The following is an 18969-nucleotide window of genomic DNA, read 5'->3' as shown; positions in this document are numbered from 1 at the left end:
TATTTTCTTAAGGCTAATTTATTCCCTTTTTTTACTATATTTGTTAGTAACATGAGCCTTCGAGCCCTTATTTTAATTGGCTTTCTTATTTTCCTAAATTCTAAAGTGTTTGCTCAGGATTATTTTTCCTATGGGGGTGGAAATTTTAGTGGCTTAAATCAGGTTATTTCTAATCCTGCGGCAGCGGCAGATAACCGATTAAAATTAGATATTCTTTTAACAGGTTTAGATTTCAATTTTAATAACTCTTGGTTTCAAATCAAAAGAGAATCCTTAAAACGTACTGATGGTAAATTTCCAGACACGTGGAAAAACAATACTCCTAATGTTCCTGATAATGTTTATAAGAATTTTAATATATTTTCTAATTCAAAAGACCGCGCTGTTATTCTTGAAAACAGAGTTCTTTTGCCTTCAGTGATGTATCAAATCAACTCCAAAAATGCTATTGCTTTTACTTGGAGTGTGAGACAAATCAGCAACTTTGATGGAATGCCGCAAGAAATGGCGAATTTATTTGAAAAAGAACTTGATTTGAATATTACCCAAAACAATCGCATACAAGCAAAAAATTTAAGCGCCGTGCAAATGAGTTGGGCAGAATACGGACTCACCTACTCGCGCGTTTTAAAAGATAAAAACAAACATTTTGTAAAAGTTGGTGCGACACCAAAACTCGTTCAAGGTTTAGAGAGCGCTTATTTTATTATTAAAGATCTAGATTTTAAACTAAGCACACTGGATACTTTAAGTTATTTTGATGCTAAATTAGCTTACGGGCATTCCGATAATTTTAAATCTCCATTAGATAGCGAGCGTCCTGTGCGCGACTTTTACCATCCCGTTACCAAATTAAATTTTGGGCTTGATCTTGGAATTATTTATGAGTGGCGGCCAAAATTTCAGGACTTTAAATATAAACCTGATGGTAAGCACTTTAAATGGCGAAACGACTTAAATAAATACAAACTCAAAATTGGAGCTTCACTAGTTGATTTAGGGAAAATTAATTTCACAAAACAAGGTAGTTATTACGATTTGGACATTGCGGTGCGAAGAGATAATTTTCTCCAGTTTACCACAGTAGCTGATTACGCGATGTTTGATTCACTTATGCGTGCTGAATTCTCTAATGAAAATTCTAATAATGATAAATACAGTATTAAACTCCCAACAGCATTTAATACGCAAATTGACTATGCACTGAATCGCTTTTTCTATTTAAACCTAAGTACCCATTTCTCAAATTTCAGTAAATCGAATTCTTACAGAGTTTATAATTATTCCTCTGTTTGTTTTGCACCACGTATAGAACATTATTGGTTTGACTTGTCTTTTCCGTTTACCTATAATACATTGTCTGCTAGACGTTCAGATAATCTCCTGACCGGCATAAACATGCGTTTAGGTCCAATTTGTTTCGGAACAAACGACATTAAACCGATTTTTAAAGGCGATATTTCTGCGTTTAATTTTTATGCCATTCTTAAAGTTTCTATTCCATACAAACATCTTAGAGATCGCGATGGCGATGGTGTAAAAGATGATAAAGATGAATGTCCTGATACACCTGGACTTGTCGCATTAAAAGGTTGTCCCGATAAAGATGGGGATGGCATTCCTGATAAGTCAGATGCTTGTCCTGGTCAATTTGGTTTGGCTGAATTTAAAGGCTGTCCTGATACCGATGGTGATGGTATAAAAGATGGAGACGATCAATGTCCTTATGAAATAGGAAGTCTTGCGATGAGAGGTTGCCCTGATCGAGACAATGATTCGATTCCTGACAAAGACGATGATTGCCCTGATGCGGCCGGAACAAAAAAATACAAAGGTTGTCCAGATACAGATGGCGATGGAATTATTGACAAAGAAGATGATTGCCCAACCATAAAAGGAATTGCAAAATACAAAGGTTGTAATAACAGAGACGGTGATTTTTTTCATGATGGAATTGATCCTTGTCCTGATGAAGCAGGGCCGCTAGAAAACCTTGGTTGCCCTTGGCCCGACACAGACAAAGATGGCATTATAGATAAGTTAGATTCTTGTATCACTGTTCCTGGTGTGGAAGCTTATCACGGTTGTCCTGAACCGATAGTATTAGCACCTGCCGAAAAGCGCATTTTAGAAAAAGCATTTGCTACTTTAGAGTTTGAAAGTGGAAAAGATATTATTAAAAAAGCCTCTCTTCCAGCCTTAGGTTCTCTTGCAAGGCTTTTAATAAATCATGGCACTGATTGGAAAATTAAATTAAGTGGGCACACTGATAATATTGGTACTGAGGAAAGTAATTTAATTTTATCTGAAAAAAGAGCAAATGCCGTTCAGAATTTTTTAGTTAAAAAAGGAGTTCCTTCTGAAAATGTGCTGACCGAATGGTTTGGTCAAAATATTCCTATTGCTGATAATGCGACTAATGAAGGAAAAAGAAAAAACCGTCGCGTAGAAATGATTATTATGCAAAAGAACGAATAGAGGCTGCTATTTTACAACGTAGAGATACAGAGGCACGCAGTCACTGAGGAAATGCGATAGGACCAGTATAAATCGGAATCTTTGTTGAATACTAGATATCGGTGTTATTATAAAAAAACTAAAATCTATTTCAGTTTTCGCATTACCACATAGCCTTCTTCGACACACAAACTATTGTTGCAGTACTTTAATTTGTCGAGAATTTCTTCAGGATATTCGGTACAGATTTCAAAACCCATAGGAACAAAATACGAGGGAATAACACAAACAATATAAATACTATTAGGAGCCTTCTTAATCAATACCTCGCATAAATGTTTGCCGAGTCCTTTTGATCTTTCATGAGTAATTATTCCTAAAGAACAAAATTCCGTAAAATCACTATATTCTCTCAACCTTCCAAAACCAAGCAAACCCTTATCATCACTTACTGTAAGAAATTCGTTCTGTTTTAATTGACGATCGTCTAACTCAAATTCAGCAATGTACTTTTTAACCAATTCAAAATTTTTAGTAGAACAAACTTCTGTTTTAAGATCGGCCTTATTCATTATTTTTTTAATAGAGAATCAAATGGGATGCGATTAATGATAGAACGCCCAAGTGTAACTTCATCGGCGTATTCTAATTCGTCACCAACGGCAATGCCTCTGGCTATAGCGCTCAGTTTAATATTGTATTGAGCAATTTTTCTAAAAATATAAAAAGAAGTTGTTTCTCCTTCCATGGTAGCATTTAAAGCAAGTATGATTTCAGTGACGGAATTCCTACTTATTTTATTTACAAGTGTTTCAATATTTAATCCCGAGGGAGTTATTCCTTCAAGAGGAGAAATTAATCCACCAAGAACATGGTAGTGACCTTTGTAAAGACCTGTGTTTTCGATGGCCATGATATCTCGGTAGTCTTGCACTACACAAACAACAGTCTCATCACGTGAAGGATTTGCACAGATTTCGCAAATATCATTTTCGGAAATATTATGGCATTTTTGACAATACCGTAAATCGTTTTTAAGCTGTGTAATGAGGTGGCTTAAATTCTCTGATTGTTGTTTGTCTTGTTTAATAACATGCAACACAAAACGTAAGGCTGTTTTTTTACCAACACCGGGCAATTGTGCAAAGGCTTCAACAGCCTGTTCTATAATTTTAGAGCTAAATTCCAAGGTTTACAAAGATAGAAATCTCCGGTAAGGAAAGCCACTAATTTCACAAATTAACACGAATTGTTGGTTTAAATTCCCCTAGTTAGAAAAACATGAATTTCACAAATTACACGAATGGTTGGTGCAAATTTTCTGTATCGGAAATACACGAATGGTTTATTGGGGCTTAGTGTAATTCGTGCAATTAGTGTTTATAAGACTACTTCCTAATAAATTCTCCAATCGTTTTTAAATAAAGCTCAAACCCCATCTTAACAGGTATTTCACCGTGGTCGGCAACATCAACAAGAAATTTTTCTTTATAACTACCTGCATAGTTTTTATAAACCACTTCCCCATGGGTTTTATAGTTTAAAAAATTATCCATAGTTCCGTGCATCCACAAAAAAGGCTGACTTACTTTCTTAATTTCTTCGGCATTATCAATTTTAAGGTCTGTAAAATAGTCTGCCGGCATATTTAATTGCGAAGCATCTTGAACCATGACTGCAGCGCTGGCAAAAGGCGCTTCCAAAATTAATTTAGAGGGTGTTAATGTTTTTGGATTTGCGGAAAGTTCTGTTGCTGAAGCACTACCAAGACTAAATCCATAAATAATTAAACGTTCACTTGTCAAGCCTTTTTCTTTTAACCATTTCATACACGCATCGACATCGGCATACATACCTTCTTCTGTTGGTTTCCCAGAACTTAAACCAAAACCACGATAGTCCATCATCATTACTCCGTAATTATTTTTACCATTTATGTGTGCGAGTATTTTTGCACGCTGCCAGTAAAAATCCATGTGCCATTTGTTACCGTGGCAGTATAAAATAACGGTGTCCATATTAATTCTATTTAGATCGCCAATATATAAGGCTTTGATAGCGGTTGCAGAACTTTCGTTTTCTGATTGTGAAGCCAAGGAGAACAAGGTAATTTTATCTGAGGGAATTGTATAGGTATCGTCTAAAATAAAATCCTGTTCGCCAGAATAATTGTCTAATTTGTATTCGCTTATTTTATCAGTGGTATTGTAAAGGTTCGTGTCTAGTTTTAAACAAGATGAAACTAAAAATAGAACGGCTATGAAACAAACACTCTTCATCTAAAATTTCCTGATTAATGAATAATAAAGGCCAAGAGTTCCTTTACCAGAAACTCCAATATAATCAACTACTCCAGGTTGATTATTCATTCCGAGTCCAAGATATTTGAATTCAAATTGATGCTGCCATTTTGTTTTCACAACTGTGTAACCTAAATGAATATTTGGGATAATATGCTTTTGTTGAGTTTCGTTGTGCTCTTTTGTGGTGGAGAGTTCGAACCAAGAGTTTAGTCCTGCATATAGATAAGATGGTTTTTTAGTCAAATGAAAATAAGCATTCACGTCTGCTGAAGGCCAAACCCGAAAACCTGTTTTGTTTCTAATGTTATAAGCTAATTGCAACGAAGGAGCGGCAGTAATTCCAAATGTGTTTTCCTTTTTATAAAGGTTAAAGGTTGCTCCTAAATCAGTCTGAGCATTACCAAATAACAAACTTGTGGTATGCAGATTTCCGTAAACAGTTATATCATCCGTTATACCAAACCCATATCCTAAAGTGGTAAAGGGAATAGGGATGGGCGCTCCGCCAAATTTTATTAATGGCCCCCCAAATGTAAAACTAATCGCTTTTTGGCCTTTAGTCAAAGGTTTTACATACCGCGAGGGGGCACAGTTTTGTAAAACCAATAATACTAAAATTCCGCAGATCAATTTCATAAGCTTAAAATCATAAACAAGATAAATAAATATTACAATGGAACAAAACGATAGTAATGATTAGATTACTTATGATATTCATCAGATTGAGTATTTATCCACCCCGATTTTGTTTAGAACTATTCTCAAATTTCTTTTTTTTAAACACTAATTCATAAATCTTTGTGCGAACAAGAATTTTAGCCGATGTCTCCTATTTTATTATTTACCATTGTTATTTCCTATTTCGCTTTACTGCTTTTGGTGGCATGGATTACAGGACGAAATTCAACCAACGATTCTTTTTTTATCGGAAATAAAAATAGCAATTGGATGCTCGTTGCTTTCGGAATGATAGGCACCAGTTTAAGTGGTGTGACCTTTGTGAGCGTACCTGGAGGTGTTGCTACGAATAATTTTTTTTACTTCCAGATAGTTTTAGGGTATTTAATTGGGTACATGGTTATTGCCTTTGTTTTAATTCCATTGTATTACAAATTAAATCTCACGTCTATTTACACCTACTTAGAAAAACGGTTTGGAATAAACGCACATAAAGCAGGTGCTTTCTTTTTTATTTTATCGCGTTTGGTTGGTGCAACTGCCAGACTTTATTTAGTAATCAGTGTTCTACAGATATTTATTTTCGATAAGTTAGGGATTCCATTTGAGCTCACCACGCTGGTAATATTGGCACTTATAATTTTATACACGTTTGAAGGAGGAGTAAAAACAATTATTTACACCGATACCCTGCAGACTACAGGAATGTTGTTAGGTTTGGTTGTTTGTATAATTGTGATCGTTAAAGCGATGGGACTTGATTTTTCAGGAGCACTAGCACAAATGAATGAAAAGGGATATACCAAAGTGTTTAACTTCGATGTCATGTCGGGTTCTTACTTCCTCAAACAAATAATTGGTGGCGCATTTATAGCTATTGCTATGACAGGACTTGATCAGGAAATGATGCAAAAAAACATCAGTGTTAAAACCATTCGTGACTCTCAAAAGAACATTATTTCCTTTTCTGTGGTACTTGTAATAGTTAATTTGCTGTTTCTTTTTTTAGGTGGGATTCTTTACCTATATGCTAGTTCCAAAGGTATTAATGTGGCTCCAGATGACCTTTTTCCAACCATCGCTCTCAGTGACACTTTTAGTGGGATAATCGGAATTATATTTATACTTGCCTTGATATCGGCTCTATTTCCAAGTGTGGATGGTGCCATCACATCGATCACTTCTTGTTATTGTATTGATATCCTTGACATGAAGCGAAAAGAAGGAACTGAAAAACAAAAAAGAAACACGCGTTTAAAGGTTCATTTTTCAATTGCCGCTTCATTTTTTCTAATGGTATTAATTTTTAAAGCAATTAATGATAAATTAATTATTGATTTTATTTTAAAATTTGCCAGCATCACATACGGACCGCTCTTGGGCTTATTCTCTTTCGGAATACTTACAAATCGAAAACTGAACGACAAACTGATTTGGTATGTTTGCATTATTGCGCCATTGATTGTATTAGCCCTAGATGTCACTTGCAGTCCAAACTGGTATGAAAAGAAACTTCACATGAGTTTAGGTTTGAACCAATTATCAGAATCTTTGTTTTCGGGTTATAAAATAGGAAATGAGTTAATACTTATTAATGGGCTTTTTACCTTTTTAGGTTTATATTTTATTTCAGAGAAACAAAAAGGTCCAGCAGCAGCTTTGATTGCGGAACAAAAAATTGCTTAAAACAGATTTTAACTGATCTGATGATGTTTGAAAATGAACAGCGAACCACAGCAAATAACGCGGTATTAAACATTAAATTTTTAACTAAAGGAGTTTTCTCAAAAACTAAATTAATTCGCCATAACTTTTTTTCGTGCAACTACTTTACCTTCCTGACTTTCAGCTTTACAAGCAAAACGGAACTTTATCTGCTGATAGACTTAGTTTTAAAAAAAGATTCCTGCAGATCACTGAATTTATTTTTATGTTTTAGGAAGTGTTCAGAGACAATACTAGACTGATAAATTTCCGTTTCTGTGTAATTAAACCCTGTCATTCTTTTCATTAACCTGCGTTTTGCAAGCGTTCGCGGAAGCCAGAGATAATAATTGCCGTGCGCTTTTAATACAGCAAAAAAATGTTTTGGTTGTCCATCGAATAAAAATTTAAAGGCAGCAACACCGTCTAAAATAAATCGAAGTAAGATCCTCCAAAATAAAAAACTCGAATGACTATTTTTAGTATACGTAACCAAATTATTTCTAAAATTAAGAAAGGTTTTACGTTTCGAAAGCTTGTTCAAAGTTCCGCCTCCAATATGGTAGATAACGGAAGCCGGTTCTACATATATTTTATAACCAAGATTTTTTAACCGCCAACACAAATCTATTTCTTCCATGTGCGCAAAATAATCATCATCAAATCCCCCCACTCTTCTAAAAGCATCTGCCCGAATAAATAAACAAGCTCCGCTAGCCCAAAAAACTTCACGTGCAACATTATGCTGACCATTATCTTCTTCGAGTGTATTAAAAATGCGGCCTCTACAAAATGGATAACCGTATTTATCAATAAAACCACCAGAAGCGCCTGCATATTCAAAGAGGTTTCTCTTAGCATAGTCGATTAGTTTGGGTTGGCAGGCCGCAATTTGTTTATCCACATCCATTAACAAAATAATGGGTTCAATCCAATTTGGAGTTACTTCCACATCGCTATTTAAGAGTACAAAATAATCGGCTTCTACTTTTTGGAGTGCTAAATTATAACCTTTCGCATACCCATAGTTTCCTCCATTTTTGATAATAGAAACTTGAGGAAAATGAGATTCTAAATAGTTAAGGGAGTCGTCGGTACTACCATTATCGGCTACAACTATTTTATGTGGTGATGAGTTTTTAATAATTCCAGGAAGGAATTTTTCTAGAAAAGATTTACCATTAAAATTTAAAATAACCACCGCAACATTCGACTCACTCATGTTTTCTATCTCGGGTTACTATAAATTTCATTAAATTGGTTATACTCCGTTCCCGCAGGAGTTGTGTTATCAAGATCTCCCAAACCATTGTTATTCCTTCGGGTGACTTCAAATTGCCATCTTGGATTATTTATTTCACCTCGCATGTCGCTGTGAATTAACTTAAAACAATCGTCACCCAACATATTATTTACGAATACAAATTTTTTGTTACTAAAAAACTGCCCATTTACAGCATCTGACGTTCTGTAATACTGCCAAATCTCGTATGGAAAGGTATTGTTTTCGATGTTTTGCTGACTGCGTTGACTTGGAGCGCCATACTGAAGATAAACACGTCCGCGGTCAGAGTAGTATCCTTTCTGCTTACCACACTTAAAAAGAATCAGGGTCTGTTGAACCTCTTTATAATAGGCAGCCCACAGCTTTATAGGATTGGCTGTATCAGCAGCCCTTCGTTCCCAAAAATCAACAACAAAGTTCTTCATTATTTGACCATCTTTTCCAAGAGACTGATTGATTATACGTTCCTTATCATAACTGTTTGCAATTGGCCACAAACACTCCACAAACATTTTAAGCGTATCAAGATTATTACATTGTCCCACATACTCGGCAATGCTTTGTTCATTGTTATAACGTTGCCTTTCAATTTTATCGGCTGTTGTATTTAATCTTTGAAAAAAGTATTTTTTCTCTAAATGCAATTTGTTATCTTCATCTTTTACTTGAATAACAAGATTGTAATTGCCACTAGCTAACTTACTTATGTCTAATTTAGCAAGCAGCGGATTAACGGCTGCGGTCGTTTGTTTTTTGAAAGCACCATAATTATTTAGTATGGTACGATCTGCATTTATCTCGAGATAATAAGAAAAAATAAAAGACTTATTCACACCAAGTACTTTATCGGTGTTGTATGCTTCAAAATAAAAAGCAAGTTGTTTATTGTTCTCTGGGTAATAGTTCGCCGTGTAGGGAACCAGATCATACCCAGATTTAGTGATAGCACTTTCGTTCTCACTTTTTTTAAAACTTTCCAGAGCTTGAATGGATGAAGACTGAAGGTCTACAGCATTGAAATCGATTTTTAAAGGCGCTTTTATAAGTAAAGGTTTTCGAGCTGGTTCGTAGTTATCTTGCAAACTGATCTCAATAATATAATTACCGTTTGGAAGTGAGTAGCGCTGATTATCAATGAAAGAAGGTGCTAGTTGAGATGACGGAAAAATTGGTCCTAGTAGATTGTACTTATTTACTTTCACTAAAACCGAATCTTTAAATATTTTAAGCTCGACGTTAATCGAATTTTGAAGCTTATCTTCTATTCTTTTTGCTGTTAAAGATTTACCAACAATGGTGAGGTAAGTCTCTATAAATGGCTCATTTTTAGGTGTATTAAATACGCCAGAACTATAATAAGCATCTACTTGAGCGGATAAATTTCCACTTAAATAAACCGCAAAAATAAGAAGTACTGCGGATTTTAAATTCTTATGAAGTGTAAACCAATTCAATACTATAAATTTAATGAAAAAAAATTAAAATGGTTTGCCAGATGTAAAAAAAGTAGTAAATTTGCCACCTCTGGAGAAATGGCAGAGTGGTCGATTGCGGCAGTCTTGAAAACTGTTGTACCGCGAGGTACCTGGGGTTCGAATCCCTATTTCTCCGCTGATAAATACAAAAGGCGCACGTTAGTGCGCTTTTTTTGTTTTCATCACACACGATGAAAGCAAGCTTTCAATCGGGGGTGTGAAAACAAAAAACGAAGGCTCGTTTTTCACGAGCCTTCGTTTGTATTGTGACTCTGGGTTTATAGGGATCAGCGAAAGCTAATCCCTATTTCTCCGCAGATAAATACAAAAGGATTGGGCTTTGCTCAATCCTTTTTTTATTTTGATCAGTTGTAGAAAGCTTGCTTTCAGGGGATCAATCCGAATTGTTGGAGGAAAGGAATTATAAGCATAAATATTTGAGAATCTGAATAGGAAAAACTAATATTATTTACACCTCTGAAAGAGTCTCTATAAGCTTTCATTTTAGTGTTGAATGATTCAGCGGAAGCATTAGTACTTCTAGCCCAAATTGAACTTTAATAAGAAAAATTTTCCTTAACACAGAATAGTAAAACTTTCTTCATGGCTCTGGTAACCGATTTTTCAGTTTAACATTTTTTTAGAAAACAACTTGCCTATTCATTAAGGGGTATGTGACGCTTTTAAAGTCTTAAATATAGACAGCAGAGTATTTACTTAAACCCTTAGCTCCATGAAATCTGAAAATGCTGAAAATAACACCGTCATTCAAGGCAAACTGATTGCTCGTTCTTTCGGGAAATTTTCCAAAAAAGACAACATTGCATTCTACTTGAAATCTAAAGGCAGAACCTATTTTTTAATGTTTAAAGGTGAAGAGCCTTTTAACTGTGAAAAATTAAAAAAACTTAAAAACAAAGTGGTACTTATAAAAGGCAAAATTTACAAGTACATTTTTTTCGCTAATAGTGTAACCGTATTATCGTCAAACTGACCAAAATTGCGATTGATTTTATAGAGTTGGATATGAACCTTTAAAAAAAACTGAAATGAAAAATCTTAATTCTAATTTATTCTATGCGCTTATCATTGACCATGAAAAGAAGGATCATTTTCTTTTGAGAAGGACTATAAATAACGCAGTGCCTCAAGTTCTTATAGAATCATTATACGATGAAGAAGAAACAATCGCTTATTTTGAGAAGTGTAAAACAAAACCAAGTCTCATATTTTTAGACATGAATATGCACACCATTTTTTTGAAATTTGTATTATATACAGTAAGAACAACAAAACTACTGAGTAAAGTTCCTGTGGCAATAATAAATTCAAGTCGTGACGAAAAAAACAGAGAGGAATTACGAGTTTTTGGTGTTGCTGAATTTTATAGTGGCCTTGAAAGAAAGATAGAACAGAAACTTATTTCATTAGACCTTAGACATAAGTGGTTGACCTAATTTCTATCAACTTTATAAGAACACTATGAACCACCCGAAATAAAACAAATATACTCTCAAACTTCATAAACAAGTAATAAGCTTTCAATATCAGTTGTTTATTACTTCTAACTAAACAAATTTCTGAAAATTAGGGATTTTCTTTAAATCCTTAATAAATTGGTTCGAACTCGGGAGCTTTCTTCCCACTGGTAAATACATAAGGCTCGTTTTTCACAAACCCTCCTTGTGCGAACTGGCTTGCGCCCTGTATTATGACTCTTGGAGTTTAAGTATTAGTGTTTACTAATCCCCAAGCACCCAAAGCGTACAAAGTTTTCCAACTTCCACACGACAATTGTAAAAAAATGCAATCGACTCGTTAGATTTCCATTTTTTTTGAAAGAGTGTTATTAAAATCATAAATATGCTACTCAATTCTATTTCAAAATTTTCACAACGCATCTTTTTAAGTGTAAACATGTCGGATTTCCGACATGTTGTGTCGGAATTCGACAACATCAAAAAAATGCATTTTTTTAACCTAACTTTATGCCAGAAATATTTTGTTTCGTGAAGCATTAAAATTTAACCCATAAAAAGCCAGTAATCGGCACCGAAGCAAGCGGTGCGTGTATTTACGACCGTTCTTTCGCTTTCTAACTACGGGATTTTTTAGATAAGTGTATGCTAATCCTTATTTCTCCGGCACATATACATCAGATTAAATCAATATTCTTAGTGTAAAAAAACTATAAAGGTTTAATTATTTTCACAACAATACTATTTGTCTAATTCCTTTTAACCACAACATAAAATGAGTTAAACCTAATTTAATAAACACGATTCGCCGAAACTTAACCGTATCAATAACGACTAATCATTAGAGCTTTCTGTCACTCTAAAAAAATTTGTCCTTGTTTACGTAGAATAAAATAATTGCTTGTTAGTACTTTCTTTAATATGACACCGCACAAAGATAATTTAGATATTGAAATTTCCCTTCTCCTTGATGCAATATATCAAAAACACGGATATGACTTCAGGCAATATTCTCAGGCTCATATTGCACGTAGGGTTAATAACCGAATGCTTATTACTGGGTTAAAAAATGTTACCGAGGTACACGCAAAAGTGTTACACGATGAAACGTTCGCGGCCGAATTACTAAGAGATTTATCCATTACAGTCACTGAAATGTTCCGCGATCCCGAGTTTTACAAATCTCTGCGCGAAAAAGTAATACCTATTTTAAAAACATATCCCTTTATTAAAATCTGGCATGCTGGTTGCTCAACTGGTGAAGAAGCCTACTCCATGTCAATTATTTTAAAAGAAGAAGGTTTGTACGATCGTGCTACCATTTATGCAACAGATTTTAATCAGCAAGCTTTGAACAGAGCTAAACAAGGTATTTTTTCAAACGAATTAATGAAAGAATACACACTAAACTATCAACTATCTGGTGGCAAAGAATCTTTTAGTAAATATTACACTTCCAGTTATGATAATGTTATTATGCATCAATCTTTAGGGAAGAATATAGTTTGGGCTAATCATAATCTTGTTACAGATAGTGTGTTTGCAGAAGTACAAATGATTTTCTGCAGAAACGTCTTAATTTATTTTGATAGAAATCTTCAAAACAAGGTACATTCTCTTTTTAACGCCAGTCTTATTAAGGGTGGTATACTCTGCTTGGGTTCTAAAGAGAGCCTGCGCTTTAATAATGCACATACTACGTATAACGAACTAGACAGTAAACATAAAATTTTTAAGAAAAAATATTAAATTTTAAATTCAAGTAATGCAGTATAAAGCAATTGTCATAGGTGTTTCGTTAGGAGGTATGAATGCGATGAAGGTATTGTTTGCATCCTTGCCGTCTACTTTCAGTATCCCGATAATAATTGTTCAACATATAGGTGCCCGTTCTGATAATATGTGGATAAATTTCATAAACACAACTAGCAATCTTAAATTAAAGGAAGTACGTGAAAAAGAAAAAGTTGAACTGGGCAATGTTTATGTAGCACCTGCCAATTATCACTTGTTAGTTGAAATGGACGAAACCTTTTCGTTAACGATTGATCAAAGAGTTAACTTCGCCAGGCCCTCCATTGATGTGCTTTTTGAATCTGCGGCAGCCGCATATAAAGACAAACTCATTGGCATAATTCTAACGGGCTCAAATAAAGATGGCGCTGCTGGCGTAAAACGAATTCAGGAATATGGCGGTTTAGTTGTAGTTGAGGACCCAGAAACAGCAGAATCAAATACTATGCCTTTAGCTGCCATTGCGACAACCAAACCTGATCACATTTTGCCGCTTAAAAAAATAGTTGATTTATTAATACAATTAGAACAAAACAATTTAGCAAGTTAGTATGAATCTATCCATTAAAAGAAAATTACAATTCGGACTTTCCTTCATTTTACTGCTGTTTATCGCATGCGCGTTTGTTATGATAAGCAAAAACTCTGAATCTAACGACCGAATAAAATACCTCGTAAATGTTTCGGCACGGAAAATTAATCTATCTAACGAAATAATGATTTATGTGCTTCAGGTAACTCGCCATGAAAAAAATATTATTGTAGAAAGAAACCCTGAAAAGATGGAGTTTTATAAAAAGCTCATTTATCAGGCATTAGACTCGGTGGATAAGAAAACCCTCGAACTTGAAAATATTGTTGACAATGAAGGTAAAACGGTGCTGGAAGCATTTAAAACTGAATGGGTAAAATTCAGACCCAACCTAAATAAAATTGTAGAATATTCTTTGCAAAATGAACCCGAAAAGGCTTTCGAAATTTCAGTCAATCAGAGCTCTAAAACAAAGACAGTTGTAATACAGCAATTGGGAAGTCTTGTTAATAAAAATGAAATTAAAATGAGCGAAGATCAAATACGTAATGATAAGGCTTACCGTAGTGCCCTTAATACTGTATTTTTTTTAATTATTTCGAGCTTAATCATTGCTTTGTTTATTTCCTATTCAATTACTCAAAACATTACAAAAAGAATTTCATTTATCACAAAGGAAGCAGAAAAAATTGCAAGTAGAGAATTTACAAAGGAACGGTCGGAAGATAAAACAAATGATGAGTTGAGAACGGTATTTAACGCCCTTATTAATATAAATGAAAGCTTCAGGGAAATAGCTCAAAGCGCCAATAATGTCGCCTCAGGTAATTATCATGTTACCATAAAGCCGAAGTCTGATCGCGATGTTTTGGGCTTAGCCTTAAAAGAAATGACCACCTCATTACGGGAAACCACTGCCGCTAACGAAAAACATAATTGGCTTACATTAGGGCAAAATCAACTCGTTGATGGATTGATGGGCGACAAAGGAATAGAAGAGATGGCAACCAAAACAATAACCTTTCTAACTACTTATATAAAAGGGAATATTGGAGCAATATACTTACTAAATGAAAATGACAATTCACTATTCCTTTCCGCTAGTTATGCGTTTTTATCGCCAAAAAATGTAAAACAACAATTCGTTATGGGTGAAGGATTAATTGGACAGGCCGCGAGCGTGCAAAAGCCAATTTATTTGGACGAAATCGAGGCAGAAGAAATGCGCATTAGCTCTGCCATTTTAAATACCAAACCCAAAAACTTGTCAATCATTCCTTTTGTTTTTGAAGGAAGAACATTAGGTGTGATTGAAATAGGAAAATTAACCCCCATTACCGAAACCGAAAAAGAGTTCATTAGAATTGCAATGGAAAGCATTGCTTTGAGCTTTAATTCAGCATTTGCGAGAAAACGTATTAGTCAATTGCTCGAAGAAACCCAAGTTCAAAGTGAAGAACTGCTTTCACAACAAGAAGAGTTAAGGCAGATGAATGAAGAACTTGAGGAGCAGACTCAAAGTTTAAAACAACAGCAGGAGGAGTTACAAATAACTAACAAGGAATTGGAAGATCAAACTCAATCTTTAGAAGTAAAAAACCAAGAGGTAGAAGCTGCAAAAAATGATATTGAACAGAAAACAAAACTATTAGAGGTAAGTAGTAAATACAAATCGGAATTTCTGGCAAATATGTCACATGAATTAAGAACGCCTCTAAACAGTTTATTGATTTTATCGAAAGATCTTTCCGAAAACAAGAAGAAAAATCTTGATGAAGATCAGATTGAAAGTGCTGAAATTATTTATAAGAGCGGACGAGATTTACTCGTACTAATTAATGAAGTGCTTGATCTTTCTAAGATAGAAGCTGGGAAAATGATGATAAATATAGAAAGTATCTCTTTGAGGAAGTTGGCAAATACACTGGTGCGCGATTTTAAATATAATGCTGAAGAAAAAGGATTGAAACTATCTTTTAGCCTTGAGGATGGATTACCAGAAACTATTCGATCAGATTCACAGCGTTTAAACCAGATATTAAAAAACCTTTTAGCCAATGCTATAAAATTCACCGAAAAAGGCAGTGTAACGCTTACTATAAACAAACTTGATTCAGACAAAGTTATTATTTCAATTATTGATACTGGCATAGGAATACAAGAAGATAAACAGAGCTCCATATTTGAGGCTTTTCAGCAGGCCGACGGAGGCACTTCAAGAAAGTTTGGCGGCACAGGTTTAGGCTTGTCTATTTCACGTGAACTGGCAAAATTGCTTGGTGCAGAAATAAAACTTAGTAGTAAAGTAAAAAAGGGTTCCACTTTTTCGCTTATACTCCCCTTTGAAATACGTGAAGAAAACCAACAGTTCGATTCAGACTCCATTACCGAAACTAATGTGCTAACGCCATCAACTGAAAATAGTCGCAAATTTTTGAACTATCCAACAATTGATGATGATAGAAATACAATAACCAACCAAGATAAGGTTGTGTTAATAATCGAAGATGATTTAAAATTTGCTTCAATACTTTTAAAACAGGCAAAGAAAAATGAATTTAAATGTTTAACGGCAGCAACAGGCGAAGACGGATTAAAACTGGCATTAGAATATAAACCACATGCCATCATTCTTGATATCGATCTCCCTGGAATTAATGGCTATAAGGTGCTGACAGAGTTGAAAGAAAATCCTGCCGTGAGACATATACCGGTTCACATCATGTCGGTAAACGAACGTTCATTAGCGGCCATTAAAGAAGGGGCTATCGAATACTTAAGGAAGCCAGTAGATAAAAAGGATTTAGATGAAGCCTTTGGCAGGATTGAGAATTTTGTAAATAGAAAAATGAAAAACCTTCTTATTGTAGAAGATGACCAAAACTTAAGAACGGCGATTAAGAAATTAATTGGCAATGGAGATGTAATGTGTTTTGAAGCCGAAACGGGACACGAAGCTATAGAATTATATCAGAAAAATCACATTGATTGTATTGTGTTAGATATTGGTTTACAAGATATGACCGGTTTTGACCTTATTTATAAACTCGAGAATTTAAAGGATAGTATTTCACCTATCATTATTTATACAGGTAGGGAACTCACAAAAGAAGAAAATTACGAACTGCAAAAATATGCCGAGAGTATTATTATTAAAGGTGTAAAATCTGAGGAGCGTCTTTTAGATGAAACCGCCTTATTTCTGCATAGAACCATCAGCAATTTACCTGAATCAAAACAATCTATAATAAATAAATTGTACGATAAGGAGGCAATTTATCATGAAAAAAAAGTTTTGTTAGTTGATGATGATATGCGAAACGTATTTGCTCTATCAAAAATATTAAAGGAACACGGAATGGAAATCTTAAAAGCTGATAACGGTAAAACCGCACTTGAAATTTTAGATAAGAACAAGGATATCGCCATTGTTTTAATGGATATAATGATGCCTGAAATGGATGGATATGAAGCAATGAAAAGGATAAGAGCCCAAGATGAATTTAAAGAATTACCAGTGATTGCTCTTACGGCAAAAGCAATGAAAGATGACAAACAAAAATGTATAGATGCTGGGGCTAACGATTATATTACCAAACCTATTGATAGTGAACGTATGCTTTCCTTATTGAGGGTTTGGCTAAGCAAATAGTATTTTAATTTTTAACAGAAACGTTTATGAATATAAAACCAAAAATATTGGTAGTTGATGACAAACCAGAAAATTTAGTCGCAATAAGAAAAGTGCTGAGAGATTTGGATGTAGAACTTGTTGAAGCTTCAAGTGGAAATAATGCTCTAAAGGCAACTTTGTACAACGATTTTACTCTAGCATTACTTGATGTTCAAATGCCCGACATGGATGGTTATGAATTAGCTAGCATACTAAGAGAAGAAGAAAAAACAGCACATTTACCTTTTATTTTTATTTCTGCGGTTTACACTGATAATTTAAATGTTTTTAAAGGATACGAAAAAGGAGCTTTTAGTTTTATAACAAAACCATTTCAACCAGAAATTCTAATTAATAAAGTGAAATTTTTTGTTGAGAAACATCAACAGGAAATAGAGTTATTTAAACTTTATAAAAACCTTGAAAAGAAAAATAAAGAACTTGAATATTCAAATAAAGAAATAGAATCATTTTCTTATTCTGTCTCTCATGATTTAAGAGCACCATTAAGAGCAGTAGACGGATATGCAAAAATGTTAGAGGAGGATTATAGTGAGCTTTTCGACAACGAAGGTGTTCGATTGCTTAATGCGATACAGTTTAATTCACAAAGAATGAGCTTTTTAATTGATGACCTTTTGGCTTTTTCGAGATTAGGTAAAAAAACTGTTCAAAAAACAGAACTGAATATGAATATACTTATTGATGATATATTGAATACAGTGCTTAAAACAGATAAGAAAAAAACAAAAGTAAAAGTAAATAATTTAAGCCCGGCAATGGGAGATCCTAGTCTTATTAATCAGGTGTTACTTAATTTAATATCAAATGGAATAAAATATACATCAAAGAAAACAAATCCACTTATTGAGATAAGTTCAAAAACAGAAAGCGGAGAAGTAATTTATGAAATCAAGGATAATGGAGTTGGTTTTGATATGCTATATGTAGATAAACTATTTGGTGTCTTTCAACGGCTTCACTCTCAAGAGGAATTTGAAGGAACAGGAGTTGGTTTAGCTATAGTTCAACGCATAATTAACAAACACGGCGGCAAAGTTTGGGCTCAAGCTAAACTTGGTGAGGGCGCTACTTTTAGTTTTACATTACCAACTATTTAAAAATACTAGTTATGGAAACGAAGTCTATTGAAATTGTTTTAATTGAAGACAATCCTTATGATGCGGAAATGATAATCCGCGCTCTAAAGAAAAACAATAACATAAACAGTATAGTTCATTTAAAAGATGGTGTTGAAGCCTTGGATTTCTTTTTTGGAACGGGAGCGTATAAAGAAAGAACTCTAAACGTTATACCTAAAGTTATTTTTTTAGATCTTAAAATGCCTAAAGTAAATGGTATTGAAGTGCTCCGCAAGTTAAGGTCTGACGATAACTTAAAGGTAATACCAATTGTTATCCTCACTTCGTCAAAAGAAGACGCAGATATAGGAACTTGCTACAATCTTGGTGCAAATAGTTATGTTGTTAAACCGGTGGGCTTTGAAAATTTTTCCAAATCAATTTCCGATTTGGGTTTGTATTGGGTATTTCTGAACGAATCAATAAATCAAATTTAAATAAACAAAAA

Annotated in this window: 15 protein-coding genes and 1 tRNA gene; 10 read left to right on the top strand and 6 right to left on the bottom strand. The window is 34.2% G+C overall.

The window, feature by feature from the left end:
* Positions 1 to 51 precede the first annotated feature (51 nt).
* Positions 52 to 2478 carry a DUF5723 family protein gene (locus P2086_RS12685; RefSeq protein WP_317897113.1) on the top strand — a complete coding sequence of 809 codons (2427 nt, stop codon included), beginning with the start codon at positions 52 to 54 and terminating at the stop codon, positions 2476 to 2478.
* Between the two features lie 125 nt (positions 2479 to 2603).
* Here P2086_RS12685 and P2086_RS12680 read toward each other — a convergent pair whose 3' ends face one another.
* The 4 genes from P2086_RS12680 to P2086_RS12665 all read right to left on the bottom strand — a co-directional run bounded on the left by P2086_RS12680 (position 2604) and on the right by P2086_RS12665 (position 5396).
* The gene (locus P2086_RS12680) at positions 2604 to 3029 is read right to left on the bottom strand and encodes a GNAT family N-acetyltransferase (RefSeq protein WP_317897112.1); all 426 of its coding nucleotides are present in this window, start codon (positions 3027 to 3029) and stop codon (positions 2604 to 2606) included.
* Positions 3029 to 3646, bottom strand: a complete 618-nt coding sequence (gene recR, locus P2086_RS12675) for a recombination mediator RecR (protein WP_317897111.1) — start codon at positions 3644 to 3646, stop codon at positions 3029 to 3031. The genes P2086_RS12680 and recR overlap by 1 nt, the downstream gene beginning before the upstream one ends.
* Positions 3647 to 3845: 199 nt before the next feature.
* On the bottom strand, positions 3846 to 4736 hold the full coding sequence (locus tag P2086_RS12670) for an alpha/beta hydrolase (protein ID WP_317897110.1): 891 nt from the start codon (positions 4734 to 4736) through the stop codon (positions 3846 to 3848).
* Entirely contained in the window at positions 4737 to 5396 is a 660-nt protein-coding gene (locus tag P2086_RS12665; RefSeq protein WP_317897109.1) for a hypothetical protein, read from the bottom strand.
* Between the two features lie 186 nt (positions 5397 to 5582).
* On the opposite strand from P2086_RS12665, the gene P2086_RS12660 reads away from it, so the two are divergent.
* Positions 5583 to 7124, top strand: a complete 1542-nt coding sequence (locus P2086_RS12660) for a sodium:solute symporter (protein WP_317897108.1) — start codon at positions 5583 to 5585, stop codon at positions 7122 to 7124.
* 184 nt (positions 7125 to 7308) lie between these two features.
* Here P2086_RS12660 and P2086_RS12655 read toward each other — a convergent pair whose 3' ends face one another.
* Both P2086_RS12655 and P2086_RS12650 read right to left on the bottom strand, forming a co-directional pair.
* Complete coding sequence (locus P2086_RS12655; protein ID WP_317897107.1) at positions 7309 to 8364, bottom strand: glycosyltransferase family 2 protein; 1056 nt, start codon at positions 8362 to 8364, stop codon at positions 7309 to 7311.
* Between the two features lie 5 nt (positions 8365 to 8369).
* The gene (locus P2086_RS12650) at positions 8370 to 9881 is read right to left on the bottom strand and encodes a GWxTD domain-containing protein (RefSeq protein ID WP_317897106.1); all 1512 of its coding nucleotides are present in this window, start codon (positions 9879 to 9881) and stop codon (positions 8370 to 8372) included.
* A gap of 72 nt (positions 9882 to 9953) precedes the next feature.
* Here P2086_RS12650 and P2086_RS12645 point away from each other — a divergent pair.
* From P2086_RS12645 to P2086_RS12610, 8 genes are all read left to right on the top strand, one after another.
* A tRNA-Ser gene (locus tag P2086_RS12645) sits at positions 9954 to 10038 on the top strand.
* 597 nt (positions 10039 to 10635) lie between these two features.
* Positions 10636 to 10896 carry a hypothetical protein gene (locus P2086_RS12640; protein WP_317897105.1) on the top strand — a complete coding sequence of 87 codons (261 nt, stop codon included), beginning with the start codon at positions 10636 to 10638 and terminating at the stop codon, positions 10894 to 10896.
* A gap of 55 nt (positions 10897 to 10951) precedes the next feature.
* Positions 10952 to 11359, top strand: coding sequence for a response regulator (locus P2086_RS12635; RefSeq protein WP_317897104.1), 408 nt, complete (start codon positions 10952 to 10954; stop codon positions 11357 to 11359).
* Between the two features lie 942 nt (positions 11360 to 12301).
* Entirely contained in the window at positions 12302 to 13129 is an 828-nt protein-coding gene (locus P2086_RS12630; protein ID WP_317897103.1) for a CheR family methyltransferase, read from the top strand.
* 16 nt (positions 13130 to 13145) lie between these two features.
* Positions 13146 to 13724 carry a chemotaxis protein CheB gene (locus tag P2086_RS12625; RefSeq protein ID WP_317897102.1) on the top strand — a complete coding sequence of 193 codons (579 nt, stop codon included), beginning with the start codon at positions 13146 to 13148 and terminating at the stop codon, positions 13722 to 13724.
* Between the two features lies 1 nt (position 13725).
* On the top strand, positions 13726 to 17358 hold the full coding sequence (locus P2086_RS12620) for a response regulator (protein ID WP_317897101.1): 3633 nt from the start codon (positions 13726 to 13728) through the stop codon (positions 17356 to 17358).
* Positions 17359 to 17384: 26 nt separating this feature from the next.
* The gene (locus P2086_RS12615) at positions 17385 to 18500 is read left to right on the top strand and encodes a sensor histidine kinase (RefSeq protein WP_317897100.1); all 1116 of its coding nucleotides are present in this window, start codon (positions 17385 to 17387) and stop codon (positions 18498 to 18500) included.
* An 11-nt stretch (positions 18501 to 18511) separates the two neighbouring features.
* Positions 18512 to 18958 carry a response regulator gene (locus P2086_RS12610; RefSeq protein ID WP_317897099.1) on the top strand — a complete coding sequence of 149 codons (447 nt, stop codon included), beginning with the start codon at positions 18512 to 18514 and terminating at the stop codon, positions 18956 to 18958.
* Positions 18959 to 18969 lie beyond the last annotated feature (11 nt).

It is taken from the genome of Aurantibacillus circumpalustris (assembly GCF_029625215.1).
Classification (GTDB): Bacteria; Bacteroidota; Bacteroidia; order B-17B0; family Aurantibacillaceae; genus Aurantibacillus; species Aurantibacillus circumpalustris.
Note: the sequence above shows the minus strand (reverse complement) of the source record. Positions and strands in the feature narration are given on the sequence as shown.

Bases quoted from the DNA above. Each gene is read 5' to 3' on its own strand.
- P2086_RS12685 (WP_317897113.1), top strand. From the start codon at position 52: ATGAGCCTTCGAGCCCTTATTTTAATTGGCTTTCTTATTTTCCTAAAT.
- P2086_RS12680 (WP_317897112.1), bottom strand. From the start codon at position 3,029: ATGAATAAGGCCGATCTTAAAACAGAAGTTTGTTCTACTAAAAATTTT.
- P2086_RS12670 (WP_317897110.1), bottom strand. From the start codon at position 4,736: ATGAAGAGTGTTTGTTTCATAGCCGTTCTATTTTTAGTTTCATCTTGT.
- P2086_RS12665 (WP_317897109.1), bottom strand. From the start codon at position 5,396: ATGAAATTGATCTGCGGAATTTTAGTATTATTGGTTTTACAAAACTGT.
- P2086_RS12660 (WP_317897108.1), top strand. From the start codon at position 5,583: ATGTCTCCTATTTTATTATTTACCATTGTTATTTCCTATTTCGCTTTA.
- P2086_RS12655 (WP_317897107.1), bottom strand. From the start codon at position 8,364: ATGAGTGAGTCGAATGTTGCGGTGGTTATTTTAAATTTTAATGGTAAA.
- P2086_RS12640 (WP_317897105.1), top strand. From the start codon at position 10,636: ATGAAATCTGAAAATGCTGAAAATAACACCGTCATTCAAGGCAAACTG.
- P2086_RS12635 (WP_317897104.1), top strand. From the start codon at position 10,952: ATGAAAAATCTTAATTCTAATTTATTCTATGCGCTTATCATTGACCAT.
- P2086_RS12630 (WP_317897103.1), top strand. From the start codon at position 12,302: ATGACACCGCACAAAGATAATTTAGATATTGAAATTTCCCTTCTCCTT.
- P2086_RS12625 (WP_317897102.1), top strand. From the start codon at position 13,146: ATGCAGTATAAAGCAATTGTCATAGGTGTTTCGTTAGGAGGTATGAAT.
- P2086_RS12620 (WP_317897101.1), top strand. From the start codon at position 13,726: ATGAATCTATCCATTAAAAGAAAATTACAATTCGGACTTTCCTTCATT.
- P2086_RS12615 (WP_317897100.1), top strand. From the start codon at position 17,385: ATGAATATAAAACCAAAAATATTGGTAGTTGATGACAAACCAGAAAAT.
- P2086_RS12610 (WP_317897099.1), top strand. From the start codon at position 18,512: ATGGAAACGAAGTCTATTGAAATTGTTTTAATTGAAGACAATCCTTAT.